The organism is Nonomuraea roseola (assembly GCF_039535395.1).
In the GTDB taxonomy this organism is placed as follows: Bacteria; Actinomycetota; Actinomycetes; order Streptosporangiales; family Streptosporangiaceae; genus Nonomuraea; species Nonomuraea roseola.
The window spans coordinates 55,724-82,585 of record NZ_BAAAXC010000001.1 but is presented as its reverse complement, the minus strand read 5'-3'; the positions used below and the strand labels follow the sequence as shown (position 1 = coordinate 82,585).

General features: G+C 71.0%; 24 protein-coding genes and 1 pseudogene. 9 read left to right on the top strand and 16 right to left on the bottom strand.

Annotated elements, in window-relative coordinates; all coding sequences use genetic code 11:
• The 4 genes from ABFX55_RS00425 to ABFX55_RS00410 form a co-directional block, all read right to left on the bottom strand.
• The coding region (locus ABFX55_RS00425; RefSeq protein WP_346116493.1) for an ABC transporter transmembrane domain-containing protein at nt 1-1,077 on the bottom strand (1,077 nt) is incomplete at its 3' end.
• Complete coding sequence (locus ABFX55_RS00420) at nt 1,074-2,912, bottom strand: ABC transporter ATP-binding protein (RefSeq protein WP_346116492.1); 1,839 nt, start codon at nt 2,910-2,912, stop codon at nt 1,074-1,076. The genes ABFX55_RS00425 and ABFX55_RS00420, both read right to left, overlap by 4 nt.
• A 109-nt stretch (nt 2,913-3,021) precedes the next feature.
• Entirely contained in the window at nt 3,022-4,464 is a 1,443-nt protein-coding gene (locus ABFX55_RS00415) for an MFS transporter (protein ID WP_346116490.1), read from the bottom strand.
• A gap of 438 nt (nt 4,465-4,902) precedes the next feature.
• A complete protein-coding gene (locus tag ABFX55_RS00410) occupies nt 4,903-5,241 on the bottom strand; it encodes a DUF6355 family natural product biosynthesis protein (protein ID WP_346116488.1) in 339 nt (112 codons plus the stop codon).
• 361 nt (nt 5,242-5,602) lie between these two features.
• On the opposite strand from ABFX55_RS00410, the gene ABFX55_RS00405 reads away from it, so the two are divergent.
• Complete coding sequence (locus tag ABFX55_RS00405; RefSeq protein WP_346116487.1) at nt 5,603-6,586, top strand: hypothetical protein; 984 nt, start codon at nt 5,603-5,605, stop codon at nt 6,584-6,586.
• Nucleotides 6,587-6,715: 129 nt separating this feature from the next.
• Entirely contained in the window at nt 6,716-7,597 is an 882-nt protein-coding gene (locus ABFX55_RS00400) for an alpha/beta fold hydrolase (RefSeq protein ID WP_346116485.1), read from the top strand.
• 215 nt (nt 7,598-7,812) lie between these two features.
• On the opposite strand, the gene ABFX55_RS00395 is transcribed toward ABFX55_RS00400, so the two are convergent.
• Nucleotides 7,813-8,856 (bottom strand): FAD-dependent monooxygenase, encoded by a 1,044-nt coding sequence (locus ABFX55_RS00395; RefSeq protein ID WP_346116484.1) that lies wholly within the window; start codon nt 8,854-8,856, stop codon nt 7,813-7,815.
• 64 nt (nt 8,857-8,920) lie between these two features.
• Between ABFX55_RS00395 and ABFX55_RS00390 the strand changes: the two genes are divergently transcribed.
• Together ABFX55_RS00390 and ABFX55_RS00380 are read left to right on the top strand one after the other, a co-directional pair.
• Nucleotides 8,921-9,502 (top strand): TetR/AcrR family transcriptional regulator, encoded by a 582-nt coding sequence (locus tag ABFX55_RS00390; protein ID WP_346116483.1) that lies wholly within the window; start codon nt 8,921-8,923, stop codon nt 9,500-9,502.
• Between the two features lie 276 nt (nt 9,503-9,778).
• Complete coding sequence (locus tag ABFX55_RS00380) at nt 9,779-10,300, top strand: Dyp-type peroxidase (RefSeq protein WP_346116482.1); 522 nt, start codon at nt 9,779-9,781, stop codon at nt 10,298-10,300.
• A 323-nt stretch (nt 10,301-10,623) separates the two neighbouring features.
• On the opposite strand, the gene ABFX55_RS00375 is transcribed toward ABFX55_RS00380, so the two are convergent.
• The 7 genes from ABFX55_RS00375 to ABFX55_RS00345 all read right to left on the bottom strand — a co-directional run bounded on the left by ABFX55_RS00375 (nt 10,624) and on the right by ABFX55_RS00345 (nt 18,844).
• Nucleotides 10,624-11,454, bottom strand: a complete 831-nt coding sequence (locus tag ABFX55_RS00375; protein WP_346116480.1) for a hypothetical protein — start codon at nt 11,452-11,454, stop codon at nt 10,624-10,626.
• 32 nt (nt 11,455-11,486) lie between these two features.
• A complete protein-coding gene (locus tag ABFX55_RS00370; protein ID WP_346116479.1) occupies nt 11,487-12,365 on the bottom strand; it encodes a hypothetical protein in 879 nt (292 codons plus the stop codon).
• Nucleotides 12,362-12,667 (bottom strand): PadR family transcriptional regulator, encoded by a 306-nt coding sequence (locus ABFX55_RS00365; RefSeq protein ID WP_346116477.1) that lies wholly within the window; start codon nt 12,665-12,667, stop codon nt 12,362-12,364. Before ABFX55_RS00365 ends, ABFX55_RS00370 begins: the two co-directional genes overlap by 4 nt.
• Before the next feature lie 260 nt (nt 12,668-12,927).
• Complete coding sequence (locus tag ABFX55_RS00360) at nt 12,928-13,710, bottom strand: SDR family NAD(P)-dependent oxidoreductase (RefSeq protein ID WP_346116475.1); 783 nt, start codon at nt 13,708-13,710, stop codon at nt 12,928-12,930.
• A gap of 84 nt (nt 13,711-13,794) precedes the next feature.
• Nucleotides 13,795-16,671, bottom strand: a complete 2,877-nt coding sequence (locus ABFX55_RS00355; RefSeq protein ID WP_346116498.1) for an ATP-binding protein — start codon at nt 16,669-16,671, stop codon at nt 13,795-13,797.
• 481 nt (nt 16,672-17,152) lie between these two features.
• Nucleotides 17,153-17,386, bottom strand: a complete 234-nt coding sequence (locus ABFX55_RS00350; RefSeq protein WP_346116474.1) for a hypothetical protein — start codon at nt 17,384-17,386, stop codon at nt 17,153-17,155.
• A 108-nt stretch (nt 17,387-17,494) separates the two neighbouring features.
• On the bottom strand, nt 17,495-18,844 hold the full coding sequence (locus ABFX55_RS00345; protein ID WP_346116472.1) for an MFS transporter: 1,350 nt from the start codon (nt 18,842-18,844) through the stop codon (nt 17,495-17,497).
• 53 nt (nt 18,845-18,897) lie between these two features.
• On the opposite strand from ABFX55_RS00345, the gene ABFX55_RS00340 reads away from it, so the two are divergent.
• A complete protein-coding gene (locus ABFX55_RS00340) occupies nt 18,898-19,419 on the top strand; it encodes a CGNR zinc finger domain-containing protein (RefSeq protein WP_346116470.1) in 522 nt (173 codons plus the stop codon).
• A 30-nt stretch (nt 19,420-19,449) separates the two neighbouring features.
• Here the strand turns inward: ABFX55_RS00340 and ABFX55_RS00335 are convergent, their stop codons facing one another.
• Nucleotides 19,450-20,223 (bottom strand): alpha/beta fold hydrolase, encoded by a 774-nt coding sequence (locus tag ABFX55_RS00335; protein ID WP_346116468.1) that lies wholly within the window; start codon nt 20,221-20,223, stop codon nt 19,450-19,452.
• A gap of 55 nt (nt 20,224-20,278) precedes the next feature.
• Between ABFX55_RS00335 and ABFX55_RS00330 the strand changes: the two genes are divergently transcribed.
• Complete coding sequence (locus ABFX55_RS00330) at nt 20,279-20,809, top strand: PadR family transcriptional regulator (protein WP_346116467.1); 531 nt, start codon at nt 20,279-20,281, stop codon at nt 20,807-20,809.
• A 215-nt stretch (nt 20,810-21,024) separates the two neighbouring features.
• On the top strand, nt 21,025-22,188 hold the full coding sequence (locus tag ABFX55_RS00325) for a ricin-type beta-trefoil lectin domain protein (RefSeq protein ID WP_346116465.1): 1,164 nt from the start codon (nt 21,025-21,027) through the stop codon (nt 22,186-22,188).
• Between the two features lie 54 nt (nt 22,189-22,242).
• Here ABFX55_RS00325 and ABFX55_RS00320 read toward each other — a convergent pair whose 3' ends face one another.
• Nucleotides 22,243-22,740, bottom strand: a complete 498-nt coding sequence (locus ABFX55_RS00320; protein ID WP_346116463.1) for a GNAT family N-acetyltransferase — start codon at nt 22,738-22,740, stop codon at nt 22,243-22,245.
• A gap of 548 nt (nt 22,741-23,288) precedes the next feature.
• Here ABFX55_RS00320 and rsgA point away from each other — a divergent pair.
• Nucleotides 23,289-24,365 carry a ribosome small subunit-dependent GTPase A gene (gene rsgA, locus ABFX55_RS00315; RefSeq protein ID WP_346116461.1) on the top strand — a complete coding sequence of 359 codons (1,077 nt, stop codon included), beginning with the start codon at nt 23,289-23,291 and terminating at the stop codon, nt 24,363-24,365.
• Nucleotides 24,362-24,931 carry a GNAT family N-acetyltransferase gene (locus tag ABFX55_RS00310; RefSeq protein WP_346116460.1) on the top strand — a complete coding sequence of 190 codons (570 nt, stop codon included), beginning with the start codon at nt 24,362-24,364 and terminating at the stop codon, nt 24,929-24,931. Before rsgA ends, ABFX55_RS00310 begins: the two co-directional genes overlap by 4 nt.
• A 66-nt stretch (nt 24,932-24,997) precedes the next feature.
• Here ABFX55_RS00310 and ABFX55_RS00305 read toward each other — a convergent pair whose 3' ends face one another.
• Nucleotides 24,998-26,143 carry a sensor histidine kinase gene (locus ABFX55_RS00305; RefSeq protein WP_346116458.1) on the bottom strand — a complete coding sequence of 382 codons (1,146 nt, stop codon included), beginning with the start codon at nt 26,141-26,143 and terminating at the stop codon, nt 24,998-25,000.
• Nucleotides 26,140-26,795, bottom strand: a pseudogene (locus ABFX55_RS00300) (response regulator transcription factor). The gene ABFX55_RS00305 and the pseudogene ABFX55_RS00300 overlap by 4 nt, the downstream one beginning before the upstream one ends.
• Nucleotides 26,796-26,862: the final 67 nt, after the last annotated feature.

Below are 26,862 nucleotides of genomic sequence, written 5' to 3'. Positions count from 1 at the left end.
CGGCGAGCCGCTGTCCCTCGGCACGGACAGCGACACGTCGTCGAACACCGTACGGTCGCCGTGCTTGAAGGTGACGGGACTCGAACGCCAGGCCATGGCCCACGCTGGATCGGCTCGGCGGCTTCCGGCAGCGGCTCGGTACGCAACACCGTGTCGAGTCTCGCCAGCTCGGCACGCGCGTTGCGCACCTTGCCACCGATATCCGACAGCGACAGCAACGGATCTGCGCAGCGGGCGGCGAGCACCAGGATCGCCAGCACCTCTGCCGCGCCGATGCTCCCGCCGAGCGCCAGGTAGGCGCCCAGGACCAGCAGCCACGGTGAACATCATCTGCACCACGAGCGTCAGACCCACCGCACCGGACAGCGCCGACAGCGTGGAACGGCGGGACGCGCGCTGAACCTCCCTCAGCGAGTCGTCGAGCAGCCGGAAGCGTTCGCCGGTCCGGCCGCCGGCCCGCAGCACCGGCTGGGCCTGGAGATATTCGATGACCCGCCCGGTGGCCTCCTGGCCGCGTTCCGCGCGCTCCTCGTCGCCTGCGGCCATCGAGCGTCCCGTCCAGATCTGGATCGCCGCCACGACCGGGGCGGCGACCAACGCGGCCAACCCCATCTGCCAGTTGAAGGCGAGCATCACGGCGACGATCGTCAGAGGGGTCACGCAGGCGGAGATGAACGGTGCCAGCAGATGCGCGATCACGCTCATCGCCTGCAGGACGCCCTCACTGGCCAGGACCGACACCTCCCCGACGCGGCGGGCGCTGTACCAGCCGATGGGCAGTCGGGCCAGGTGGCCGCCGAGCCGCTGGTACATCCCACGCAACAGCGCGATCCCGACGCGAAAACCGGACAGGTCGCTGTAGTAGCGCAGCGCCGCGTAGATCGCGACCACGGCCCCGAACGCGATCAGCGAGGGCCAGGCGTCCCCGGGCGTGCTCCCGAACAGTGCCCGCAGCACGGGAACCAGCAGTGCGTAGGACAGACCTTCGGCTATCGCGGTCGTCGTCATCAGGGCCACGGTGCGACGCATCGGCTGGGCGTACTCGTGTCCGAGCACGCGCAGCAGCATTCGAATCATCGGGGCTCGTCTCCTTGCAGGACGCCAGGGTGGGTTTCGGTCTCGTCAGCGATCGCGGATCGGTGGGATTGCCAGAGCGCGGCGAACTTTCCGTTCTGTGCCAGCAGCTCGGTGGGCCTGCCGCGCTCGACGATCGACCCGTTCTCCAGCACCACGACGGTGTCGGCGTCGGCGACCGTCTCCAGGCGATGGGCGATGACCAGGATCGTCCGATCGCCACCCAGCGTCGCCAGGGCCCGGCGGACCGCCTGTTCGGTCTGCGGGTCGGCGAAGGAGGTCGCCTCGTCGAGCACCAGAACGGGCGTGTCGGCGAGCAGCGCGCGAGCGAGCGAGATCCGCTGCGCCTCGCCACCCGACAGCCCGGCCTCCTCACCGATCACCGTGTCGTATCCGCGCGGCAGCTCGAGGATGCGGTCATGGATGTTCGCCAGCCGGGCGGCGCGAATCACGTCGTCACGGTCGGCATGCGGTACCGCCAGCGCGATGTTGTCGGCGACCGACGCGCGCAGCAGGCGAACGTCCTGGAAGACGAAGGAGACCATCCGGTAGAGCTCCCGGCTGCCGATCTCGCGTAGATCGGCACCGCCCAGGACGACCGAGCCGTGGGTCGGGTCGAAGAAGCGCGGCAACAGCTGGACCAGCGTGGACTTCCCGCTTCCCGACGGGCCGACGATCGCGGTGACCGTCCCCGGCTCGAGCACCAGGTCGATCCCGCGCAGCACCTCGTGATCGGCCTCGTAGCCGAATCGGACGCCGCGCAGTTCCACCCGGTGCCCCTGTGGCGCGACCGGGTGCGCGGGCTCCGCCAGCGGCGGCACCTCGAGCACGTCGCGGATCCGGCCGACCGCGCGCCCTGCGGCCTGCAGCTCGTCGAAGCCATGGCCGAGGGCCGCCACCGGAGCGGTCAGGCCCAGTCCGAGCAGCAGGAAGGGCAGCAGATCCGAGGGGGCCAGGGAGCCGCCCGTGATCAGAGCCGTTCCGCCGATCAGCACGACCAGCAGCACGAACGGCGGCGACAACGCCACCTGCATCCCGGCACCGATCCCGGAGATACCACGCACCAAGCGGGAGAAGATGCCGACGAAGTCGTCCACGGCCGTAAGGAATCTGCGGTGGGCGCGACCGGATCCGCCGAACGCCTTGACCACCGCGATACCCTGCACGAACTCGACGACGGAACTCGCGATCCGTCCCATGGCCCCGTCGAACTCCTTCTGCTCGCGCAGCCGGGTCGGGGTCATCATCAGCGGGATCAACGCCACGGCCAGCACCACCGGTATCAGCGTGATCAGCGTGAGCCGCCAGTCGATGGTGAACAGGTAGATCAGCGACACCAGCGGCACCACGAAGGCGGAGACGAGCTCGCCGGGGGTGTGGGCGATGAACGGGTGCACGGCGCCCACGTCCTCCCCCACCACCTTGGCCAGCTCGCCGGTCCCGCGCCTGGAGAACCAGCCGATCGGCACCCGACCCAGCCGCGCGGCCAGTTGCCGGCGGAACGTCAGTTGCACCTGGCCGTCGACAAGATGCCCGATTCCGGACGATGCTGCGGTGAACAGCAGCCGAACGAACAAGCCGACCGCACCTGCGATCACGACGATCCAGACATGATCGTGATCAATGGGGCCGGGCGACAACAGAGTACGACCCAGTTCGACGACCGCCAGCAGCGGCGCCAGACCCGCGACGGCGCCGATCACCTGCAGGATCACAACGGCGGCGAAACTCCAGATATAGGGGCGCAGCAGCCTTGCCATGCTCTGCCCCGGCGCGGAACCGGTGTCCGGTGGTGGTGTGGACTGCTCCCTCGCCTGGGCAAGGTCGATGGCGTTCATCGCTCTCCCGTCTTCGTCGGTCTCGTCGCGACCAGGCCCGTGGCGATCCGATGGTGGATCGGCCACGGGGTGGACCACTGGGGGGTTGCGGCATGGGGTGGATTGCTGGTCAGTCCCGGGCGGGGAGCGGATCGCGGTCATCGCTCTGCTCAGCCCCTGAGGGTGGGCTGGTCCGGCGCAGGACGGTGAGGGCGACGAGGACCGCGGCGACCAGGAGCGCGGCGCTGAGGGTCAGGCCGAGCGCGTACCCGTCGTTGAGGGTCTCGGGTGTGGCGGTCTGGCCGGTGCGGTGGTGCGCCACGGTGCCGAGCACGGCAAGCCCGAGCGAGGCGCCGATCTGGCGTGAGCTGTTGAGCAGGCCCGATGCGGTGCCGGTCTCGTGGCGCGCGACGCCGGCGGTGGCGATGGAGACGAGCGGTCCTAGGCAGAGCCCGAAGCCGACGCTGGCGACGATCGAGGGTCCCAGGACGTCGGTGGCGAAAGCGCCGTCCGGGCTGATCAGGCCGAACCAGGCGAACCCGGTCGCGGTCAACAGTCCACCGACGACCAGAAGCGTCCGCGGCGCGAGACGGTAGCCGAGTTTGACGGCGAGCACGGAGCCGGCGACCACGCCGAGGGCCAACGGCAGGAACATGAGCCCGGTCAGCGCCGGCCCCGTTCCGAGCACTCGTTGGAGGTAGAGGGAGACGAAGTAGAAGGCCGAGGCGAGGGCCGCACCGACCAGGAGGTTGTAGGCGTTCGCACCGACGACCGAACGGTTGGCGAACAGGCCGAGCCGGATCAGCGGTTCGCGGGTGGTGGTCCGCTCGACGTGGAAGAAGGCGACCAGCAGCGCGGCGGCGACCGCCAGGGTCGTCACGGTGACCGGCGAGGTCCACGGATACTGGTCGGTGCGGACGACGCCGAACACCAGCAGCGTCATGCCCGCCGTGGCCAGGACGGCACCGAGGACATCCGGACGGCTGCTGCGAGCCGGGGGCGGGCCCGCGGCGACACCCCTCCAGACCAGGGCCAGCGCGCAGGCGGCCATGGGCACGTTCACGAACATCACCCAGCGCCAGCCGGCGTACTCGGTGAGCAGCCCGCCGATCAGGACGCCGAGGGCTCCCCCGGCGGCGTTCGTCGCGCTCCATATCCCGAAGGCCCTGACGCGGGCCTTGCCCGTGGGGAACGTCGTGGTCAGCAGCGCCAGCGCGGCCGGAGCCAGTGCGGCGGCCCCGATGCCCTGTACGGCTCGGGCGGCGACCAGCTGGCCGGGTTCCTGGGCGAAGCCGCCGACGAGTGAGGCGAGGCCGAACAGGCTGAGTCCGAGCAGCATGACCCGCCTGCGGCCGTACCGGTCGGCGGCCTTGCCGCCCAGCAGGAGCAGCCCGCCGAAGGTGAGTGCGTAGGCGTGGATCACCCAGGTCAGGCCCACTGCGCCGAAGCCGAGGCCGGCAGCGACCTGCGGGAGTCCGACGTTCACGACCGACAGGTCCAGCGACACCATGAACTGCACGACGGCCACCGCGGCGAGGGTGAGCCCCGGCCGAGCACCCGACTCGATGACCATGTTTCCGCCTGCTGATGGAGTCCTCTGAGAGGGAGGCATTTTTGACATGCGCGTTTCCGTCACCGCACAGCGCTTGCCGGTGGAAGGCCGACAGCGCGTCGTCGAGGGCATCCCGGTGGCCGGCGACGCCGCCCCGTGGATGTGCTGACCGAGGTTCCCATGACCGCAATCGTCGTCCAGCCACCGCTCAGGGGCGTCCTACAGGCGGAGTCTTTTGCCGCTACCACCTCGGGATCAACGACCGGCCGGACTACGACGTGGGAAGTACGTCGGCTTCCTGAGGGTGGTGGCACCCGTCCGACAGACTGCTGCGGGCCGAAGGCCGGGGCGGGCAGGACGTAGGAGCCGATGGCTCTGGACAGCACCGCCTGCCCCGACTCCGCGACGGGGTCTTGGGTCAGCGTGATCGCGCGCTCACGCTGACCCAAGCCCCCCGCGTCAACAGCCTCCGCGGTTGTAGACCCTGAAGACCCTGTTCCAGGGGCCGAGGTGCTTGACGCTTCCAGGCGTCACGCAGTAGTAGGTGTTGCCCGCCAGGATGCGGGTCACAAAGATGTTCTCGTTGGCGTCGGTGCAGTTCTTGTACATCGCTTGCTCCCCGTCCCGATAGAGGCCGCAAGGGTTCCGTGCGGAGATCTGCTCGCTGACCGAGCTCGTGGCCGGCGTCGCGGCGCCGACGGTGACCGCGTCAGCCGCTGTGCCGCCGGTCAGCAGGGCGGTTCCGATTGATGTGGCGAGAGCCAGCGAAGCCCATCGTGCTGTGGTCGTCCTACTCACGTGGCAACTCCTTCGTGTTGCTCTCCCGTTGTCCAGCCGTCCATGCGTGCCGACCGTCTCGGGAGATTCCGGATGGGAGGGTCCGTTCCTTGTCGTGGCTCACCGTTGGCGTCTTGCCTGGTCACCACCTTGAACGTCAGTTAAGAGGGGTCGTCGAGGTGTCCAACAGAGCCTCGGACAGAGTCATCCATCCCCGGACACGCTGAGCGACGCCTCGTACACTCTCAGAGAGAATCAGGTCAGGTGGGCGGGGCTGCCCGGTGCAGGAGAGGACAGGGTCTGAGGGGCGATGAGCGCGGACCCGGAAGGTCGCGGAGATCTCCGCGCCGACGGAAAGGCATGTGGACCTGCGGCGGAGGCGGTGAGCTGCCACGAGGACCTGGTGAAGCTGCTGGCCGAGCAGTTCGCACTGGCCGATGTGTCGCTGCGGGAGTTGGAGGCGCGGGCGGACAGGGCGGGCGGTACCCGGCTGCCGCGGGCCACCTGTGCGGACATGCTGGCCGGTCGGCGCTTCCCCAAGAGGGCGGTGATGATGGCGTTCCTGCGGGCGTGCCGCGTGGCCGAGGAGCAGCTCCCAGCGTGGGAACGGGCGTGGGAGCGGGTGCGCGTCACCCGGCTCCCCGCTGGGGCGGGCGAGAATGACAGGAGCGAGTCCCCTCGCGACACGCCGCCCGCCGCCCAGGCGGCCGGGGCGGATGAGGTGGGGGCGCGCGACCCCGGCCTGGGCCGGCGCAAAGCCGCCGTGCCGGCGGCGGTGGCCGCGCTGGCCGCGCTGGCAACTGCGGTGATCCTGGGCGTCCTCATCGGCCAGAGGGCGGCACCGCAACACAGCGGGTCCCAAGGGCTGCCTCACCGCACCGTGGTCGGCTCCATCGTCAGTGACGATGGACGCGCGTTCGGCCCAGGTGGCTCGAGCCGGTTCACCGTGGCCGTCGATCCTGCCAACACCGGCGTACGGCTGATCCGCCGCCTGGATGCAGGAGTGCCCCTGCAACAGGCCACCATCACCGTGAATGGGGCTCCGGCTGGAAGGTGGCGGCCGCTGCTCGGTGACAGCGACTACAAGTGGAGGAACCAGATCTTCGACATCCCGCCGGCTCTGACCGCGGGTCGGCGCTCGCTCACCATCGTCAACACGTTCGTGTCTTCCGATGGCTTCAACGAGTTCCTCTACCTCATCGAGCAGAAGGTCAACGGGAACTGGTCGACCGCCGACAGGGTCGACATCGGTCCCGACCACACCGCCAGCGAAGCCGCGCACGACTACCGCATCGTCGCGGAGGGCTGGAGCGGTACCCAGACATTCGCCTATCCGCCGCTGAAGGAGGACTGGACAGTCCAGTGAGCAGGGGGCCTGCGTTCATGAGAACGGCGACGGGTGCGCCGCCCCCACCCGCCACCACAGACGTGAGTGACAGGAGGCCTGCCGCCCGGCGACAACGATTCGTCGTACCCGTGTGGAAGAGTGATCGGCGTGTTGGAAGGGTTCAAGGACTTCGATGAGTTCGACATCGCCACCTCCGATACGACCATCCACGGACGCCGCGGCGGGGCGGGGCCGCCTGTCCTCCTGTTGCACGGCATCCCCGAGACGCACCTCATGTGGCACCGGGTGGCGCCGCGGCTGGCCGAGCGCTTCACCGTGGTCGCCACCGACCTGCGTGGCTTCGGTGCCAGCGGCACGCCGCCGAGCACGCCCGACCACGCCCCGTACAGCATGCGCGCGATCGCCCGTGACCAGGTCGGGGTCATGCGCGCGCTGGGGTACGAACGGTTCGCCGTGGCCGGGCACGATAGGGGCGCGCGCTGCGCGTACCGGATGGCGCTCGACCATCGCGAGGCCGTCGCCCGGCTGGCCGTGCTCGACATCGTGCCCACCGGGGACGCCTTCGGCCGCGCGGACACGGACTTCGCCCTCGGCTACTGGGTGTGGTCCTTCCTGGCGGCGCCGGAGCCGGTGCCCGAGCGGTTGATCGCGGCAGCGCCCTCCGTCCTCGTGGACCACATGCTCGACTCCTGGTCGCGGGTGCCGGACGCCTTCCCGCCCGAGGTGCGGGCCGCCTACACCGCGCAGTTCGCCGATCACGCCACCGTGCACGCCATCTGCGAGGAGTACCGCGCCGCCGCGACGCTCGACCGCGAGCACGACGAGAGCGACCGCGGCAGGCGGCGCATCGGCTGCCCGACGCTCGCACTGTGGAGCGCGGCAGGACCGGTCGCCGAGTGGTACGAGCCGCTCGACATCTGGCAGGCCTGGGCCGACGACGTGCGCGGCGGCCCCATCGACTCCGGCCACTTCCTGCCCGAGGAGGCGCCCGACGAGACGGCCCGGCACCTCCTCGACTTCCTCGCCTGAACCGGGTCCAGCACGGGCGCCCGCGTATCCGGCCGGTGCGCGCCGCCCTCACCCGGCGAGCACCGGGCCTGGAACAGGGTGTCACGTTGGCCGCGGCCCGCGCCCGGCCATGAACGACGTCCGGGGCACACCTTCGCCCAGGCCGTCGCAGCGAGTAGAGCGCGATGAGCAGGCCCGAGACCGTGAAACAGGGGCAAGGGTCGACCGGGAGGTGTTCAGAGGGGAAGGACACGCATCAGGGCGTCGCGTGGCCTTGCGAGGTGGCCCGCTCCGGCCAGGCGGGTCATCCACCGGGACGCGGTGACCATCCGCTGGGCCGCCGGGCGGCGCCGGGCGTCATAGGAGCGCAGCGCCTGCGCCACGTCGCCGGGCTGGGCACGCAGGCAGGCGGCGAGTTCGATCGCGTCGAGCAGAGCCTGGCAGGCGCCCTGTCCCAGCGCGGGCGTCATCGCATGGGCGGCGTCCCCGATCAGTGCCACGTTGCCTGTGACGTAGGAGGCCAGCGGCGGTGCCAGGTCGTGGACCTCATGCCTGAGCACGGCGCCCTCTTCGGCCGCGGCGAGCACGCGGGGTATGGGGTCGTGCCAGCCGGCGAAGCGGGCGCGCAGATCGTCGAGAGTCTCGCGCACTCCTTCCGGGGTCCGCACGGGCGCGTACCAGTTGGTGACGCCCGGAGACTGTGGTGTCATCCCGAACATCTGCCCGCGGCCCCAGGTCTCGCCGTAGTCCTGCGGCTCGAAGCCCTGGATCACTCCGCGCCAGGCGACGATGCCCGCGTAGCGGGGCCGGGTGGGAGCTGCGAAGAACGCCTGGCGCACCGCGCTGCGGACCCCGTCGGCGCCGACCACCAGGTCGTGGTCGGCGCGCAGCGCGGCGGGATCGGTGATCTCCACGCCTGTGCTGATCGTCGCAGGATCCACCTCCTGCACCAGCATCTCGATCAGCGAGACCCTCGACAGCATGCGGACGGGCGCTCCGCCGCGCCGTTCGATGCGGTCCAGTGGAAGCTCGGCCAGGCGCCGTCCGCCAGGAGTGCGGATCTGCGCGTGCCGGTAGGGGACGGTGCGCTCGCGCAGTCGTTCGCCCAGTCCCAGACTGGCCAGGCCGGCCTGGGCGTCCGGGCGGATCCCGAGCGCCGTTCCCTCCGCGACGATCTGCGGCCACCGCTCGTAGAGCGAAACCTCCCAGCCGATCGCGCGCAGCGCGATCGCGGTCGTCAGCCCGCCGACTCCGGCGCCGACAATGACAGCTTTTCTCATTCTCATCACCACACATGTGGTACCACGGACGTGGTGGTTGTGTCGAACAGGAGAATAGGGGGCCATGGTGGAGAACAGGGATCGGCGCGACCGGTTGCGTGACGCGGCCATCGAGGTGTTGGCGGAAGAGGGCGGGAGGGGGCTGACCCACCGCGCGATGGACCGGGCCGCCGGGCTGCCGGAGGGCACGGCCAAGAACTACTTCCCGACCCGCGACAGCCTCCTGCAGGCTGCCGCCGAGCGGTGCGTCGAACGCTACTGGAGCGAGCTGCAGCAGGCTGAGATCCACACCGTCGACCAGTTGCTCGCAGTGCTGCGCCACATGATCGACCGAGCACTGACGGTCAACAGGTCCCGGATCCTGGCCTACCTCGAACTGCACGCGGAAGCCGCCAGGAACGCCCAGGTGCGGCAGACCCTCTCCCGGCTCTCCCGTTCCGACCTCGACCTGCACCTGGCCGCCCAGCAGGCCGCCGGCCTCCCGGCCACCCGCCATGGCGCCGCCGTGGTCACGCTGGCGATCAACAGCGCGCTGACGTACCTGCTCACCCAGCCCTCCGACGTGCTGGCCTCCTACGGCCTCGACGACCTCGACGCCTTCCTGAGCCGCCTCATCGCCTCGGCCTATCCCCGCCACCCTGGCTGACCGGCGGACGTCGACGTGCCGGGCCACCGCACAACAGCCCGCGCAGCCACCGTCCCGCCGGTCAGGCGCCCCAGGTCTGAACTGTGACTGGTTGCCTGGCCTGCGCAGGAACAGCACCAGGTGGCGGGCGACCTCCAGCGCCACCTTCTGCCCCTGGTCCTCCTCCACCAGGGCCAGCGCGAGATCCATTCCCGCGGTCACCCCCGCGGAGGACCAGACGTGGCCGTCCCTGATGAAGATGGGGTCCGGCTGGACGGTGACGGCGGGATAGTCCGCATGGACCTGCCGAAATGGGACACCTCCACCGCACTGCAGCAGGACCAGTCCATCGGCCGCCGCCGCGACACCGGTGCCCCGCTCAGCGGCGGCCACGAGTTCACCCCTCTGGACTTCGGCAGGACAAGACCGGACGACGAACCCGTGATCCCGCCCGACTCCCACCTGGCTCTGGTCCGCGACATCCCGATGCTGCGGCGCTCCTACAACTACGACTACGCCTTCCATGCGAGGGCCGAACCGGCCGGCGGGCACGACCACCACGGAGCCGACCAGCCAGGTCACAGCCACGACGATCCCCTGCACGACCACGCAGGAACCGGGCACGACACCTACGACACCGGCGCCCTGTTCTGCGCCTATCTCCGAGATCCCGGCGACTTCATCCGCGCCCAGCAGAAGATGACTGCCGCCGACCGGCTCAACGCCTTCATCCAGCACACCGGCAGCGCCATCTTCGCCATCCCTCCGGCGGTCCAGCCCGGCCGGCACCTCGCAGCCGCCCTGTTCCCGCAACGCTGATCCGAAGGACAGCACAGCACTCTCGCGGAATGACACCCCGTTCTTCTCCGAGGAGGAGCGCGCCGCCCTCGCACTCGCCGAGGCGGCCACGCGGCTGTCCGACAACCCTGTCGGCGTCCCTGACGACGTGTGGGAAGCGGCCGCCGACCACTACGACGAGGAGGCGCTGTCCGCTCTGGTCATGGCGATCGCCGAGATCAACGCCTGGAATCGCATCAACGTCACCCTTCGCAACGCCCCGGCCTAGTTCCTGGCCGGTCGCAGCCCCTGCGCCCCGGGCCTCACCCGGGCGCGGAGGCGCGGGGTGGAGCGGACGAACGGGCTCACAACGGGATCTGCGCCTCCACCTCCTGGTCGACGGCCGTCTCCATGGGTGAGTAGCGCGCGTAGAACTCCTTGCCGCACTCCAGGTCGTCGAGGGCGTCCTTGATCTCCTTGGCGAGGTACGGCCTGGCCTGCGCGGCCGTGAGCTCTGGCCAGGACGTTCCCTTTTCCTTCCCCATCTTGTCGACCTGCGCCAGCATGGCCTTCTCTCCCCTGCCGGCCAGGTCGCTCGGCTTGAGCGAGGTGATCGCGTAGCCCTTGCCCTTGAGGCAGTCGCCGAACGTCGCGGCCAGGCGCACCAGTTCGGCGTCGCCGTCGAGCCGCCGGGTGGTGAGCTGCTTCTTGAGGTCCAAGTGCATCTTCAACACGTCCACCCGGTTCTTCACGTCCTTGTTCAGGACCACCTTGAATGCCTTGGCCATACAGGCGTTCTCCGCCTTCTTGTAGGCGTTGAACTGCGTCTCGTTCATCCGGGCCCCCGGGTTGGGGTTCTGCCCGTACTCCTCGACGACCAGCGCGCCCGAGGCGGAGTCATCGGGATAGACGAACTGGGCGAAGATCCGGTAGCCGTACTTCGTCCTGACCTCCTTGGCCCCGGCGTAGTCACCGGCCGCCACCTTCTTCTGCGCCTCCGTCTCCTTGGGCCCGGACGGCACGAACGGGGTGTACTTGAAGCCCTTCTGCTTCATGCAGTCGGCCTTGAGCCGCTCCATCTTCCACTTCGCCTCCTGTCCGGCGCCGGTGGCGCTCGGAGCGGCAGGCTCGGGCGCGGCGGTGGCACACCCAGTCAGTACGGCAAGCGCCAGGGCAGCCGTAACGAACGCTCTCATGAAATCTCCAAAGAAAATGACGCGCCGAGGGATCAGCGCAAGGCGGTTCTGCGGTGCTCGCGCGCCACCAGGACCGCGGTGACGGCGGGAAGGGCGAGCAGGGCCCAGTAGGCCAGATGCCGCACGGTGAGGTACGGCCCGTGCTCGGCCATCGCGACGGTGACCGACAGCAGGTAGACCAGCGCCGCCACGCCCCAGCGCGGGTCTCTCGCCATGCGGGCCGCGCAGACCGCCGCCGCCAGCACCCCCAGCTCGGCGACTGCCCGGACCACGCCGACAGGGAACTCCGACTCCCCCATCAGGGCGGGACCCACGCAGAGGGCGGGCGCGACCGCGAGCCACCACCAGGAGCGCGCCTTCAACGGGTGGACGCCCGCCGCCAGCACGAGCGACCCGGCGAAGGCGAGCGCGTAGGACAGGGCGACGACCTGGGGGCCGGTGGTGGCGAACAGCCCGTCGACCGACCGGGGGCCTGACGTGATCGGTATCAGCACGTGGTCGAACAGGGGCACCCCTGACGCGATCGCCGTGGCCTTCGCTCCGGTGAGAAGCAGGAGAGGGAGCGCCAGCCGTACCCGCCCCCGTATGACAGCCAGCACGGTGAAGACGGACAGGGCGGTCCACAGCGGGATCGCGGTGACGAAGGGGAGTAACGCGGCCAGGTTGGCGACGGTCAGCGCGGCGACCCCCAGGTGCAGGCCGTCGCGCCAGGCGGGCCCTGCCGCCGCGTGCTCGACGCGGGTGCGCAGCCCGCCCATCAGCAGCCCCAGGGCCTCCCTGATCTCGGGTGTGCGCCGCCCAGGCTCGGCCGTGTCGAGCAGGATGTCGATGAGCTCGTCGCCGTGCGCCTTGCGGTAGCCCGCGGGATAGGCCAGGAGGAACCTGCGGTAACGCCGCTCGAGCCGCGTCACGCGAGGGCCTCGCGGTTGAGGACCAGGGCCGCCGCCTCGTTCATGCGCCTGGCCTCGTCCCTGACGATCGCCGTCCCTTCGTCGGTGATCCGGAAGTAGCGGCGGACCCGGCCGTTGACCGTCTCCTCATGGTCGACGGCGAGCACCCCGCGGGCGGCGAGGCGTTCGAGGATGGCGTAGAGGGTGCCGACCGTCGGCCGGACCCGGCCCGCCGACAGCTCGCCGATCCGCTTGAGGATCGCGTGGCCGTGCAGCGGACCGTCGAGCAGCGCGGTGAGCACGAAGTACATCGGCTCGCTCACTTCTGATGATCTTCTCGGCACGACCGGCAACATACTCTGTTGAACAGAGTATCGCAAGGTTTCGCCGCCGCCTCGGGCGTCAGATCGCAGGCCGTGCCAGGGCCATCCCGGTGGTGGGGCGCACTTGTGCGCGCTCGCGGACAGCCGGCCGGTGAAGCACGGCTCGCGGCGGCTCGGGCCGATCGGCCGCCCGCCGACGCGCTGCGGCGCCCGTGTCACGGGCGCCACAGCGTGGGGCGACTACTGGGTGCGGCGGGAGACTAGCGTGCCCACATGGGGCCGAGGTACGCGCCGCCGGTGGCGTCGAGCACGTTGCCGGTGATCCAGCGGGCGTCGTCCGAGGCGAGGAAGGCGACGGCGTCGGCGATGTCGGCCGGCCTGCCGATCCTGCCGAGCGCGGTCAGGTCCGCCAAGATGGTCCGAACCTGGGGGTTGTGCAGGGTGTCGGTCACTTCGGTGTCGGTGGAGCCGGGGCTCACCGTGTTCACCGTGATGCCGCGTGCGCCGAGCGCGTTCGCCAGCGTCCGGCTCATGACCTCCACGGCGCCCTTGGTCATCGCGTAGGCGATCTGGCTGGGCAGGGCGATCCGCGTGGCGAGAGAGGAGATGTTGACGATGCGCCCGCCGTCGGGCATCAGCGGCAGTGTCGCCTGGATGAGGAACAGCGGCGCCTTCACATTGATCGCGAAGACCTCGTCGAACTGGCCAGGGGTCAGCCGATCGATAGACCCGGCCCGCACCGTGTCCTGGTTTCCGCAGGCCGCGTTGTTGACCAGGATGTCCAGCGGCCGGCCGCCCAGGCCCGCGCTCAGGCCGGTGAGCAACGTCCGCACGTCGCCGTCCGTGCCGAACTCCGCCTGAACCTGGAAGGCTTCGCCACCGGCCTGTTCGATCGTGGCCACCGTCTGCCTGGCCGCGTCGGCGTCGCGACTGTAGTGCACCGCCACCAGCGCGCCGTCAGCGGCGAGCCGCTGGGCGATGGCTCGGCCCATTCCCCGTGAGGCGCCGGTCACCAGCGCGGCCTTGCCCTTCAGGTCCGTCATATCGGTCTCCTGTCATCGATAGGCGATGACAACGACGCTGACAGGGACCGCTCACCACCCACTCACCACCTGTACACCGGCCTTTCACCGTCCACCGGCGTCGGACGCGGCCGCCGCGGCCAGAGCCTCAGCCGAGGAGGCGACGGCCGGACGATCTCCGTACGCGCGCGCGGTCGCGAGGGCCTGCCGGTAGCGGAAGCGGGCTTGGCCGGCGTCCTGCTCGGCCTCCGCGACCCGGCCGAGGCCGATGAGGATCCGCCAGCGCGTCAAGGCGGCGCCCATCGACGCCCGGCCGCAGCCTCGCAGCGCCCGGTCGTACAACTCGCGGGCGGCCGGCAGCTCGCCGCGCAGGCGCGCGACGTCCCCGAGCCCGCGCTGCGCGCCCGCCTGGGTCTCGGGCGTTCCCGTACGGCGGGCCAGTTCGATGGCGCGCTCGTACTCCGCGCGTGCGGCGAGCAGCCGGCCCGCGTCGACCAACCCGTCGGCGTTCCTGACGAGCAGCCTGGTCAGGTCCTCCACCGCGCCCAGCCGTCCCGCCAGGTCGATGGCCTCGGTCATCAGCGCGGCGAACCGGGTCCCGTCCGCGAGCCCGGCCATCTGCTCCAGAGCGGTGAGAACTCCCCAGCGGTCGCCCGTCCCGCGGAACAGCTCCAGCGCGGCGCGGAACGCCCGCTCGGCGGTCTCCCGCTCGCCGTCGAGGAGGCTCTTGACCCCTGATTCCAGGCGGGCGAACGCTTGGGACCACGGATCGGCGGGGGCCTGCCCGTCCGCGCGGCTGGGGCCGTTCATCATGAACCGCAGGACGTGCAGGAACGGGTATCGGAGCCGCCGGTCGGCAAGGCGCTCCAGATGATCGCGCAGTCGCTTGTCGTGCACGTTGTCGGCGGCCGCGGCGTGCGCCAGGCACAGCGTGTACTCCTCTTCGAGACCGGCGGGCGGCTCGTCGCCGATCGTCAAGAGCAGGCCGGCGGCCACCGCGGCCCGCTCGCCGGGCAGTCCCCGCAACTGCCCCTGCCACGACAGGGCGGCGAGCAGGCGGAGCGCGAGCGTGGGGGCGGCCTGCGCCGCCCAGTGGAGCGCCGCGTGGAGGTTGCCGCGTTCGGCGTCGAGCCGGGCCAGCCACTCCAGCTGGTCAGGGCCGCGCAGGTGCGGCTCGGCGGCCTGGGCCCATTCGAGGAAGTACGCCGCGTGGGCCGCTCTCACCTGTTCCCGCTCGCCGTTACCGCCGCCGGCCAGCCGCTCGGCGCAGAACTCACGGACGGTCTCCAGCATGCGGTACCGGCCCCCGCCGGCCTCCACCAGGGACTTGTCGACGAGGTCGGCGAGCAGTTCGACGACCTCGCCCTCGGACGGCCCGCAGACCCGGGCCGCCGCATGGAGCGGCGCGCCGCCGCTGAAGACCGTCAGCCGCGCGGCCAGCGCCTGTTCGGGGCGGCTCAGCAGGTCCCAGCTCCACTCGACGACCGAGCGGAGCGTCCGGTGCCGGGGCGCCGCCGAACGATCGCCGCGCGACAGGAGCCGGAACCGGTCGTCAAGCCGGGCCTCGACCTCCTCGATCGTCAGCGACCGCATCCGCGCGGCCGCGAGCTCGATCGCCAGCGGCAGTCCGTCGAGCGCCCGGCAGACCCGCAGCACCGCGTCGACGTCGGCGCCGTCGATCAGGAAAGCGGGCCGCACGGCGGCGGCCCGGTCGGCGAACAGCCGCACCGCCGGATGGCCGAGCGCCTCCGGGCCGCCGCCGTCCAGGGGAAGCGGCGGAACCGGGTGCAGCGTCTCTCCTGTGATGCCCAGCCTCTCCCTGCTGGTGACCAGGATCCGCAGGTCCCGGCAGGCCGCCAGCAGCCGGCGGGCGAGCGCGGCGACCTCAGCGACCACGTGTTCGCAGTTGTCCAGGACGAGCAGCACCCGCCGATCGGCCAGCCCCGCGATCAGCCGTTCCACGGGGTCGAGCGGACCGGACAGCGCGGGCACCAGCCCTGCCTCGCGCAGGCCCAGCGCGTTGATCAGGACCTGCGGGACTGTCGCGCCGTCGGCGAGCGGGGCCAGGTCGACGAAGCGGACCTCATCCTGCTCCCGCCCGGCGGCCTCGACCGCCAGCCGGGTCTTGCCGACCCCGCCAGGCCCGGTGAGCGTGACCAGGCGTCGCTCGCCGAGCAGCGCGCGGACGCGTTCGAGGTCGCCGTCGCGCCCCACGAAACTGGTGAACTGGGCAGGGACGCCGCCTGCCGCCGCCTCCGCGGGCGAGGGCCCGGCGCGCAGCACCGCCATGTGCACACCGCCGAGCTCGGGGGAGGGATCGACACCGAGTTCCTCCGCCAGCGTCCGCCGCGCCTCTTCGAACACCTGGAGCGCCTCGGCCTTCCTGCCGCTCCCGTACAGGGCGCGCATGAGCTGTCCGCGCAGACGTTCCCGCAGCGGATGCGCCGCCACGATCTCCGGCAACTCGGCCGCCAGGTCGCGGTGCTCACCATGCGCCAACCGCGCCTCGACCAGGTCTTCGAGTACGGCGACCCGCAACTCCTCCAGCCTGGCGGCCTGATCCCCTGCGAAGGGCGTGTCGATGACGTCGGCCAGCGCCGGCCCCCGCCACAGCCCCAGGGCCTCGCCCAGGAGCCTGGAGGCGCCACCGTGATCTCCGGCGGCGAGCACGTGCCGCCCTTCGCCGGCGAGCCGCTCGAATCGGTGCACGTCGACGTCGCCGGGATCGACGAGCAGCCGGTATCCGGCGGGACCGTACTGGAGCAGATCCCCTGCTTCGCCGACGGACTCGAGCCTGCGACGCAGCCGGGACACCTGGGACTGCAGGGCGTGCGCCGCGCCGCTCGGCGCCTGCGGGCCGTACAGGCCCTCGACGAGCCGCCGTACGGCCACCGTCTGGCCCACGTTCAGCAGCAACATCGCCAGCAGCGCACGCAGCTGCGGTCCGCCGACGGCGACCGTCTCGCCATCGGCGGACCACACTTCCAAGGCCCCCAGGACACCGAATCGCACGGCAGGCAGGGCGGTCAGGAGCCGGTGAGCGTGGGCACGGCGTTGATTCCGGCCGCCGCCTCGTGCTCGTTCTCACGGCCTCCGGAGACGCGGCGCTCCGACGTCTGGGCGCTCGGCCGGCGCTGCGCGATCACCACTCCCCCATCACATCGGTCTCCTCGGCAGCAACCCTATGCTCCCTGACATTCGGGAGGGGCCTGAGGCTTGGGGGCTCGGTCACGACGCCGCGTCGCGGCCTGGACCGCGAGGAGGCCAGCCGTCCGGCAGGGACCGGGGTGCTGCGGTAGCGTCCGGAGTGTGCCGTTCGGGGCGCCGTTCTCCTGCGCTCGGCCCCGCGACGAGGTCCCGGCCGCCGAGCGGAGAGCAGGCCAGGTGGAGAGTGACGCTGAAGTATCCCGGCGACAGCCGAGAGGCGCCGCCCTCACCCCGGGAGCGGCGCCTCTCGCAGAAGTCAGTGCTGAAAAGTCGGCGTCCGCACCGCGGGCTCCTGCGCAGCCGGCATCGCGGGTTGCTGTTGCCATGCCGCCTCGGCGGAAACCCGCCGCTGCGGCAGGCGCTCGGCGCAGCCGCCCCCGCAGTAGCCGTTGGTGACGATCAGCCTGCCTCGGGCAGGCGTGTACGCCTTGCGGTCGGAAGTGACCAGCACTCCCTGGCACACCTGGCACAAAATCCCGTCGTTTTCCACGCATGCTCTCTATCCGAAGTCGCGCCGGGTAACCCCCACGGGTCGGTATTTCGGGAGAGGGCGGGCTGGAGCGGCACGGCCGGCCCCTGGCCCATCTCCAGGCGCCTACTACGACGATCCGGCGCTCGCCGTGATGGCCGGAGAGGGCGGCCGGGTGTCACCGCCGCCCGTGGGCCTGTGCGCCGTCCGGTGTCGCGGGAGGAGCAGCAGCACGGTGCTGACGATGGCGGCGGCGCCGAGCGCCAGCCAGTAGAACCGGCCCAGTCCCCAGTCGCTGACCAGAAGGAAAAGGGTGCCGCCACAGAGGGAGCCGAGCGCCTCACCGGCGGTCCAGCAGATCTGTCGGAAGTTGAGTGCCTCCAACCGCGATCCGAAGGCCAGCGCCGCGAAGGCGGTGTTCAACATCGGCGTGAAGACCATCTCCGCGACGGCGAACAGCGCCACGGTGAGCAGGCATGCGGCGGCGAGCGGCAGGCCCGAGCCGAGCGCGAGGAAGGCGAGGCCGAAGACCACGGCCGCCCCGCCGAGCAGCACCATCGGCCGCGTTCCCCGGCGAAGCAGACCCGTGACCACCGCGGTGATCGCCGGCTGCAGCACCACGATCATGATCGCTGGGCCGGACAGCAGTACCGCCCGCAGCACCGGGGTGGTGATCTCGTCGGCGATCATCAGTGCGAAGGCCGAGTAGAACTGGGCGTACAGAAACGTCGCGAGCGTGGCGACGACGACGGTCCGCCACGCGTGCGGGCTGCGCAGCGCCGCCGCGACCCCCGCCCGGCTCACCGGCCAGGCGTTCACCGTGGGCCGCGGCCGCCGGGCCGCCTGCGGCAGCACCCTGGGCAGCCCGATGAATAGGATCGCGGCGCCGAGCAGGTAACACACCGCCACCGCCGCCATGAGTGGCCGCCCGTCCCCTGACACGTACAGGGCGCTCGCCATGAACGGGCCGAGCCCCCCTGCCACATTGACGGCGATGTTCATCGTCGAGTACGCCTTGTTCCGCTCGACGTCGCCGGTGGTGTTCTCGGCGATGAGCACCCGGGCCAGCACCTGGTGCACGCTCTGGCCGAACCCCGCCACGAGCAGCACCACCAACAGCGCGGCGAAGGCGTGCGTGAACGCGAGCAGCCCGAAGCCCACCGCGGCCAACAGCGCGCTGACCACCATCGCGGTGGTGTAACCGAATCGGGGAAGCCACCGGTTGACCAGCAGGCAGGAGACGCCGACCGCCGCGAAGTAGACGAACAGGCCCACGCCGACGGCGGTGGCGCCCGTGCTCCTGTCCTGGGTCGCGATCAGGATTCCGAGGACCGGCACGAGACTGTACTGGCCGAGATTCACCAGCAGGTTGTCCACCGCGAGCAGCGGCGTGACCGGCGGACGGCGAGCCCGGCCGCCGTCGCTCGTCGCGTCGGCCGCTGTCATCTGCCCGGTCAACGCGGCCGCGCTCATACCCATCTCGGCATGGTGTCCGGTTTGTTCCATGCCGACCAGCCTGATGTAATGGGCTTATGCACCTCAACCCTTACGGCGAGGACGCCGTGAACCTGGCCGCGGACCTGGCCAACCGGCGCCCGGCGAGCGCGGAGGAGCTCGCCGACCGCTGCCGCTCCGCCGGGCTGGTGCTGGAGAGCCCGGTCACCTCGCAGGACGTGGACCGTGTCCTGGCCGTACTGGACGAGTGGGAGAAGGTCGTCGACGCCGTCGACGACCGCGAACGCGCGGACCTGGTCAACCGGATGCTGGCGGCGGCCGCCGCCTACCCGCGGCTGACCGACCACGCCGGCCACGGCTGGCACCTGCACTACCGCGACAACCGCCAGCCGCTCGGCTCCGTGCTGTTCTCGCTGATCTCCGTCGGCACCGCGTTGCACCTGGCAGGACGGGGCATGCACCGGCTTCGGCGGTGTGCCCTGACCGAGTGCGCCACGATCTTCGCCGACACCTCCCGCACCGGGCGGCAGCGCTACTGCTCCGCGCGGTGCGCCAACTGCGACGCGGTACGCCGGCACCGCGCGCGAGCCGCGGCGTAGCCCCTTCGGTGGCGCGGGTGCCGCCGCGCTCTAGGCGCTCAGCGCGTCGGCGACAGCGTGGGCGAACCCGTCGAGGTTGTCCAGCATGATGTTGTGCCCGCACTCGGGGATCGCCATGACGCGGACGCCGGCGCCGGTGAGGCTTTCGGTGTCGGCGCGCACGCCGTCCGCGGCCGGATAGAGGAACGCTCGCGGGATCGGTAGCTTCTCCAGGTTCTCCCGCATCGTCGGCACGGTGCCGCGCAGGAGATTCATCGCGCTGCGGTAGAGCGCCTCTGGTCCGGCCAGGCGCATCGTCGCCGCCCACTGCGGGCCGACGAAGTCCATGGTCTCCTTCCAGCCGTGGTCGAGGAACTCCTGTTCGGTGCGGTAGACGGCGATGCCGGAGCTGCCAGGCCGCTTGGTCTGCGGCAGCGGCGTGGGGTCGAGGTTGGCGTCGGCCAGGACCAGCCGTCCCACCAGGTGCGGATGGCGGGCGGCCAGCGTGACGGCGACCGCGCCGCCCATGCTGTGCGCGACGATGTCCGCGGCGCCCACCGCGGCCTGCTCCAGCGCGGCGGCCAGGGCGTCGGCGTGCTCCTCCAGGGTGTAGGCCGGCTCGGTGGGGCGGTCGCTGATCCCGAAACCCAGCATGTCGATCAGGAGTGACCGGCGACCGGCGAGGGCCCGGTGCGCCGCCACAGGGGCGAAGTAGGGGGCCGAGCTCGCGCCGAGCCCGTGGACGAAGACCAGGGTGGGCTCGACGCCCGCGATCTCGACCCAGCGAATGCGGGAGCCGTCGGGGAGGACCTGTGCGCTGTGCATGGCGCCGACTATACCTCGAACCCGATATATCCCGCCAGCGGGGTACAGTGGAGCCATGATGCAGCTCGCCGTCCTCGGATTCCTCTACGATGCGCAGCTGCACGGCTATGACCTGCGACGACGTATCGCTGCCCTGACCGGCCACGTGCGGCCCATCGCCGACGGCACGCTCTACCCGCTGCTCAAGCGCATGGAGACAGCCGGCCTGTTGCGCCGCGAGCTGCAACCCGGTCAGGTCGCGGCGCCCCGGCACATGCTGTCGCTGACCCCGGTCGGCGAGCAGGAGCTGCTGAACCGGCTGCGCGACCCCGACGAGCTGTTCATCACCGACGAGAACCGCTGGTTCACCCTGCTGGCCTTCCTGCGCCACCTGGACGATCCCGCCCGGCAGGCGGCGGTACTGCGCCGCAGGCTGCACTTCCTCACCCAGCCGGCGAGCTTCTTCTGGGACGGCGACCGGCCCCTGCGAGCCGCCGACTTCGACGACCCGTTCCGCCAGGGCCTGTTCACGATCGCGACGGCCACGACACGAACGGAGCTGACCTGGCTGCGCGAGACGCTCGCCTCGCTGGAGTCACAGGCGTAGGACAGGCTGGACGCGACCGCGAGGGCGTGTACGACTTTGCAGCCCGCTGAAACGTCCAAGCCCGCCCGACGTTTGTCCATTACCAGGGATATCAACCCGTTGTTACCTTCTCGGCGAGAGGTCCGATCAAGAGATCGGCTCCTCGGCTCGGGGTCTTCGTGCAGCAGCCCGCCGTACCGGCGCGGCCACATCCGAAGCTCGAGAAAGGAAGCACCGTGGACGCCACACCCCCCACCCCCTTCCGGCCTTGCGGCCACCGCCGCAACCGGCTCCGGCTGATCCTCCTCCTCGTCGCCGGCATCACCGCCGCCCTGTTACCCGGCGGCGCGGCACACGCGGGAGACACCCCCGGCACCTACTCCAACTGGCAGTTCGACGGCGTCAGCGGGCTCGGCGACGTCGCCTACACCATCACCGTCGACGCCGATCCCGGCGACCAGTCGCAGGTCTACTGGTCCAACCAGGTCTCCTGGACCAACGGCCACGGCGGCTACGCCGGTCTGCAGACCAACGCCAGCACCACCCGCCGCCTGTTCCTGTTCTCCGTCTGGGACGTCACCGAGGCCAGGCCAGGCTCGCAGGGCAGCTGGTGCGAGGCCTTCGGCGGCGAGGGCGAGGGCATGAGCTGCCGCATCTGGCACACCTGGACCCCCGGACAGACCTACCGCTTCCACTACCGCGCGGAAGGCAGCGGCTGGTGGGGCATGACCGTCACCAACACCTCGACCAACGCCCAGTTCAAACTCGGCAGCATCCGCGTGGGCGCGGACACCATGTCACCGGGATCGGTCAGCTGGGCCGAGTACTACAGGTGGAGCGACCCGCGCTCCTCCTGCGCCACCGAGCCCTACTCCCGTGCCAGGATCACCGCGCCCGTCGGCAACAACGGCACCCTGCGGGCCAGGGTCACCAGCGCGCACGCCGGTCAGACCTGCACGGACAAGGCCGCCGTCACCGTCAGCGGATCGACGGCGACGCACGTCAACGCCATCGGCAACTCGGTCATGGGCCAGATGAGCGGCATCGGCGGCAAGTGTGTCAACGTCGCCGACGCCGGCGACGCCACCCCCGCGCTCCTTCAGCCGTGCGACGGCGGCGCGGGCCAGGCGTGGGTCTGGGCCTACGACGGCACCATCCGCTCGAAACTGTTCGCCTGCCTGGACGCCAACGGCAGCGCCAACGGCGCGCCGGTGACCCAGTGGAGCTGCAACGGCGGCGCCAACCAGCAATGGAGTCACAGCAACGGCCGCGTCGTCAACGCCGCCAGCGGCAAGTGCCTCGACGCGGCCAACGGCAGCAGCGCCGACGGCACCCGCCTCATCATCTGGACCTGCGGGAGCAACGCCAACCAGCAGTGGTCCATCCCGGCCAGGCCCTGAGCGCACCGGGCCGGTGACGCGGGGTCGGCGGCGTGCCGCCGACCCCGCAGAGGGTTACTTCGTGGCGCGGAACCTGGCCAGGTTCTCCTCAGAGCTCCATCGCTGGAAGCCCGCCTTCTCCAGCACGCGGAGCGAGGGCGGGTTCGACGGTTCCACGTCGGCGCTCACCGTGTGGACGCCGGGGGCGGTGAAGGCGAAGCGCGTCAGCGCCCTGGTGGCCTCCGAAGCGTAGCCGCGGCCCCGCCTGGAGGCGACGACGCCGTACCCGATCTCGAGGGTGCCGTCGGAGGGCGGCCAGAACAGGCCGATGGAGCCGATCACCAGGCCCGTCGAGCGCTCGATGATCTGACGGTGACCGTACTCGCCCAGCCAGCCGGGGTGCTCGCCGAACAGACCCGCGATGACGCGGTCACCCTCGGCGGGGAAGTCCTCGGCCCAGTGGGCGAGCCTGCGGCCGTCCAGGACGGCGGCGACCTCGCCCGCGGTCCAGGTCCGCAGGATGAGGCGGTCGGTGCTCAGGTCGGCATCGGCCGGTGAGATGAAAGAAGACACGTGACACTCCTGGTCGTTTTCGAACGACCGGGCCGCGCATCAACCACGCGCGGACCGGACAAGGGCATGCTGAACACGGCCGGTGGCAGCCATATTCATCAACCTCCCTCGTCACCCGCGGCGATCACATCCCTCAAGACGCTAGCAACCTCGTCCTACGCGGGCAAACCGAGGCGAACCGCGGGTCGAGCAGCCGGCATGACGGAACCGCAAGGGCCTTGACCGGCGGCCCATCACCCGGCCTCGGCCTCGTCCTCGCCCTGTCCCGCTGGTGACCGTCGCGAGCGCGTGCACGGCGGTGGTGATCGCCCGGCTGCGCCGCACCGGACCGGCGACGATGATCGATGTGGTAGGTTCAGAGCGGCAACAGGTAGCGGAACTCTGAAAGGGAGGTGAGGTTGATGACCGTCGTGGCGATGGCTGCTTTCCGCAGCGCCGGGTCCATCCTTACGTCCCTGGTCCTCGGCTGACCTTCCACTAACCGCTGCCCGCATCGGGCGCGACAGTCCCGTTCACCGAGGGCCCTTCTGGCAAAGGGTTCCAGACTGTTGTCTTCTTACACCTCCATTCCAGGCGGCCTGTCCGCCTACGGCTGGGACGACGAGCTCGAACGAGCCTTCGCTCCTCACCGCACCGCGGGCCTGGTCCCCGCGCGTATCGCCGCCGTCGACCGCGGCAGGTGCGACGCGGTGACCGAGACAGGCCCGCTGCGCGCCGGCACCTCGCAGGTCAAGACGGCCGATCCGGTGGCCTCCCCCTGCACGGGCGACTGGGCCGCCGTACGCCCCGGCGCCGAACCCGAGATCGCGGCGCTGCTCCCGCGCCGCAGCGTCATCGTCCGCTCCTCACCTTCGCGCAGGTCGCACGGCCAGGCGCTGGCGGCCAACGTCGACACGGTCGCGGTGGTCTCCTCCCTGGCCACAGCGTCCAATCCGGGCCGCGTCGAAAGGCTGCTCGCCCTGGCGTGGGAGAGCGGCGCCGTACCGGTCCTGGTGCTGACCAAGGCAGACGCGGTGGCCGACCCCACACGGTCGGCCGACGATGCCGCCCGGCTGGCTCCGGGCGTGAGCGTGATCACCACCAGCGCGGAGACAGGGCAGGGGCTCGACGCGCTGGCCGGCGTGCTGACAGGGACCGTGGTCCTGCTCGGGCCCTCCGGCGCGGGCAAGTCCACGCTGGGCAACGCGTTGCTGGGCGCCGAGGTGCTGGCCACGGGGGCGGTGCGGGCCCAGGACGGCAAGGGCCGCCACACCACCGTCCGTCGCGAGCTGGTCCCGCTGCCGAACGGCGGCGTGCTCATCGACACCCCCGGCCTGCGCGGCATCGGCCTCGTGGACGCCGACGACGGCCTGCAGCAGGTGTTCGCCGAGATCGAGGAGCTGGCCAGGGACTGCCGGTTCGCCGACTGCGCCCACGAACGCGAGCCCGGCTGTGCCGTACAGGCCGCGATCGCCTCCGGCGAGCTGGACCGGCGTCGCCTGGCGAGCTACCGCAAGCTGCAGCGCGAGAACGAGTGGGCGACCTCCCGCAGCGACGCGCGAGCCCAGCGCGAGGACGTCAAGAAGGCGATCACCCGCTCGCTGCGCCAGACCTACGCCTTCCGTGACAGGCAGCGCCGCTCATGAGCGAGATCGACGCCTTCCACCTCACCGACCTCACCATCACGAAAGAGAGCATCACCGTGTCGCAGATCTGGACCACCCGCGCGGAGACCGAGCGGGACATCCCCGCCATCCGTGAGGTCAACCTCGGCGCCTTCCCCACCCCGCTGGAGGCCGACCTCGTCGAGGCGCTGCGCGCCGACGCCGCGTGGCTGCCGGGCCTGTCCGTCGTCGCCGAGGACGCCGACGGCACCGTCGCAGGCTACGCGCTGCTCACCCGGTGCCACGTGGACCGAAGCCCGGCCCTGGCGCTCGGCCCCTGCGCCGTGCTGCCCAGCCACCAGAAGCGGGGCGCGGGCTCGGCGGCGATCCTCGCGGGCCTGCGAGCCGCCCGTGACCTGGGCGAGAACCTCGTTCTCGTTCTCGGCCACCCCGAGTACTACCCCAGGTTCGGGTTCGTGCCTGCCTCCCGGTACGGCATCCGCCCGTCCTTCGAGGTCCCCGACGAGGCGATGATGGCCCTGGTGTTCGACGACTCCCTGCCCGTGCCCGGCGGCACCATCGTCTACCCGGCCCCCTTCGGCGTCTGACCTCCGAAAGAACAGGCCCCGCCACGCAGCGCGTGGCGGGGCCACCCGGGAGCGGCTGCCCCGCGGTCAGTGCTGGACGGGCAGCTCGACGGTGATCGTCAGCCCGCCCTCCTCACGGGGACGGGCGGCGACCGTGCCATGGTGCGCCTCGGCGATGACCCGCACGATCGACAGGCCGAGACCGCTGCCCCTGTCGGAGCGGAGCCTGTCGCCGTGCAGCCGCCTGAACGGCTCGAAGATGGCCTCGATCTCGTACGGCGGCACCTGCAGCCCCGTGTTGGCCACGACCAGCTCGACCTGCTCGGCCCGCTGCCGCGTTGTCACCCACACCTCGCCCTTGACGTGGTTGTGCCTGATCGCGTTCTCCACCAGGTTCTGCACCAGCCGCTCCACCAGCACCGCCTCCCCCGCGGTCGGCGCGGTGTCCAGCAGCCGGTGGATGGTGACCTCCCGCTCGGCGGCCTCGCCCGCCACGGCGTCCAGCACGTGCTCGGCCACGTCGGTGAGGTCGAAGGGACGCCGGTCCAGCACGCTGTTCTCCCCCTCGGCCAGGGCGAGCAGTCCGTCGATGAGCCGTTCGTGCCTGGCGTTGACCAGCAGCAGCGACTCGCCGAGCCGCTTGACGTCGTCGGTCGCCTCGGGCCTGCGCACTGCCACGTCCACCAGCGTCCTGTTGATCGTCAGCGGGGTGCGCAGCTCGTGCGAGGCGTTGGCGACGAAGCGGCGCTGCCCGTCGAAGGAGCGGGCGAGCCTGCCGAGCATCGTGTCGAAGATGCCCGCCAGCTCTTCCAGCTCGTCGCTGGAACCCTTGTAGCCGATGCGGCCGGTCAGGTCGTGGCCCTGCGCCACCCGCCTGGCCGTGCGCGTCACCGCTCGCAGGGGACGCAGCCCCCAGCCCGCGGCGCCGTAGCCCACGCCGGCCGCGGCCGCGGCGCCGCCCAGCACGATGAGCGCGCCGTAGGTGCGCACGTTGGCCAGGGCATCGCTCTGGTAGACGCGGCGTACGGTGGCCGCCCTCTCCGCGGTGATCTCGTAACCGCGGCTCCCCTTGCCGAAGAAGCCGTTCTGCGTGTTGATGAACTCCGGGGTCATCAGGCCCCTGCGGGGCTCGAGCGTCTGCCGTACCACCAGGTAGAGACCGGCCAGCACGAGCGCGCCGACGAGCAGGAACACCCCGCCGCAGGCCAGGCCGAAACGCAGGCGGATGCTCATGGAATGCGGTACCCCGATCCTGGGACGGTCTCGATGATCTGCGGCTCGCCGAGCTTCTTGCGCAGCTTCGTCATCGTGGTTCTGACGGTGTTGGTGAACGGGTCGATGTGCTCGTCCCACACCTTCTCCAGCAGCGCCTCGGCCGAGACCACCGCGCCCCTGGCGCGCAGCAGTTCGGCCAGCACGCCGAACTCCTTGCGGGCCAGCGGCACGTAGCGGCCTTCCCGGAAGACCTGCCGGTGCGCCCAGTCGAGCCTGACGCCCGCCCGCTCCAGCATCGGCGGATCGGCCGGCCTGGCCCTGCGACTCAACGCGTGGATCCTGGCCAGCAGTTCCTCGAACGCGAACGGCTTGGGCAGGTAGTCGTCGGCCCCAGCGACAGGCCCGCCACGCGCGCACGCACCTCGGAGGCGGCGGTCAGCATGAGGATCCTGACCATCAGGCCCTGTTCGACCACCCGCCCGCACACCTCGTCGCCGTGCACCCCCGGCAGGTCCCTGTCCAGGACGAGAACGTCGTAGTCGTGCACGGCCAGCCGTTCGAGCGCCGCCTCCCCGTCGTAGGCGACGTCCACTGCCAGGGCCTCACCCCTCAGACCCTCGGCGATCGAGTCGGCGAGCATCCGCTCGTCCTCGGCGATCAGCACCCGCACCCGCGCCTCCATTCCCCCGATGATTCACAGACGCATATAACGCGGACATAACCACTTTTAGTGACGC